Here is a 2,143-nt window from a genome sequence, read left to right as displayed (position 1 = left end):
GATTTCACCGATTCGGGCGTAACGCCGCTCGACGTGTCGGTAATAAGGCGCATGAAACCGGTGTTCGACGAAACGGCGGTCATGTTCGCGATCGAAAGGCTGCCGTAGTTCTGCTTGCCGTAGTTGTAGATTTTCGAACCATTGACTTCAACTGGGCCGTTGCAATTCATATACGTCGTTTGCGGGTTGATGCCCTTTTCAATGGCATCGGTAATCGTAAACGCTTTGAACGTCGAGCCCGTTTGGGTGCCCGAATTGCTCGTGGCGATGTTGTACTGGTCGGCATCGTAATCTTTGCCGCCGATCATGGCCTTAATGAAGCCCGTATTGGGGTCGACAAGCGTGAGCGCGAATTCCTGGTTGCTGGCCGCAAGGCGCCCGGAATCGTACTGCTTCTGCACGGCGGCTTCGGCGTAGCCCTGCATCTCGGGATCGATGGTGGTCACAATTTGCAAACCGCCCTGGAAGACCTGCTCGTGATCGTAAGTCTCAAGAATTTGATCGCGCACATAGCTGGTGAAGTACTTATAGAGGTACACACCATTCGTGCCGGTTTCCTCTTGAACGTTGAGGTTCAAGTCTTCAGCCTTCGCCGCGTCATATTCCTCTTGGGTGATAACGCCATTGGTGAGCATGCGCGAAAGCACCACGTTGCGACGATCGAGCGCATTGTCGGGATTGACGACCGGGTTGTACATTGTGGGCGAATTCGGAATGCCGATGAGCGTCGCGGCCTGAGCAATAGTGAGGTCGCTCGCATTCACCGAGTAATAATGCTTCGCCGCAGCCTGGATGCCGTAGCAGTTGTCGCCATAGTTGATGGTGTTCAAATACATCATCAAAATCTGGTCTTTGGAATAAATCTGTTCCATCTCTTCGGCGAGCGTCATCTCGCGAACTTTACGCTTGATGGAAATCTCGTTCATCTCGGAAGACAAGATGGTGTTGCGCACATACTGCTGCGTGATGGTGGAAGCGCCCTCTTGACCGCCGGAGAGATTCACGACTACCGCGCGGACAATGCCCTGCAAGTCAACGCCGCCGTGATCGTAGAAGCGCTCGTCTTCCGTCGCAACCGTTCCCTTGAGCACATAAGGACTCACCTGATCGATTGTGACGGGCTCGCGTTTCTCCATGTACAACTCGGCCAGCACGGTAGTGCCGTCGTTGGCATAGATGGTAGACTGTTCCGGCAAGTCGAAAGCAGTCGTATTCTGCACACTGGGCAAATCGGCACACCAGTCATCTATCAAGGACATAACTCCCTGATAGCAGCCGTAGCCAACCAGCCCGATGCCGGCCAGAACAATGATGATGGCCCAAAGGCCTGCGTGTGCGCGTTTTTCGCGCTGTTTTCTCCGTGGTTTCATACTGTGCAACGATACCTGAAAGCGATACTATTCGCAAAGTTTTACACGAAGACGATTGGACTTTTTACATGATGAACCCATACAGGCATATGGAACTTCTCGCCCCCGCAGGCTCTATGACGTGTTTACATGCCGCGGTGGCGGCCGGAGCCGATGCGGTGTACTTGGGTTGCGATGCGTTCAATGCCCGTCGCAGCGCAGACAACTTCACCCTTGACGACCTGGCGCGCGCGTGCGATTTCGCCCATCTGCGCGGGGTTCGCGTGTACCTCACGCTCAACATCGCGATTATGCCCGACGAAATATCGGCGGCGCTCGAGCTTGCCCGCCAAGCATGGCGACGCGGCGTAGACGCCCTCATCGTGCAAGATATCGGGCTCGCCGCCGAAGTGAGGCGCGCGCTGCCCGATGCGCGCCTGCATATCTCTACGCAGATGAACACGCATAACATTGACGGCGTGCGAGCGGCGGCGGAATTCGGCGCCGAACGCGTAACGCTGGCGCGCGAGCTGAGCTGCGCTGAGCTCGCCGAAGTCACCGAAGAAGCACATAGCCTGAATATGGAAACTGAGTGCTTCGCGCACGGCGCCCTGTGCATTTGCTATTCGGGACAATGCCTTATGAGCTCCATGATTGGCGGGCGCTCCGCGAACCGAGGCACCTGCGCGCAGGCATGCCGCCTTCCCTACACCCTTTGCGACGAGGACTCCGACGCAGAACTTTCGGCGCCGGGCGATCGCCTGCTGTCCCCGAAAGACCTTTGCACCATCGAT

At 56.3% G+C, this 2,143-nt stretch carries 2 protein-coding genes; one reads left to right on the top strand and one right to left on the bottom strand.

Features of this window, described 5'->3' with window-relative positions; translation table 11 throughout:
* The coding region (locus ACWI8T_RS09585) for a transglycosylase domain-containing protein (RefSeq protein ID WP_449138784.1) at nucleotides 1–1,259 on the bottom strand (1,259 nt) is incomplete at its 3' end.
* 179 nt (nucleotides 1,260–1,438) lie between these two features.
* Between ACWI8T_RS09585 and ACWI8T_RS09580 the strand changes: the two genes are divergently transcribed.
* Nucleotides 1,439–2,143 (top strand): peptidase U32 family protein (locus ACWI8T_RS09580; protein ID WP_449138783.1); only part of this gene is annotated, 705 nt, incomplete at its 3' end.

The sequence above is a fragment of the Slackia sp. genome (genome assembly GCF_977041755.1).
The sequence above is the reverse complement of the archived record's forward strand: the minus strand, read 5'-3'. Positions and strand labels throughout refer to the sequence as shown.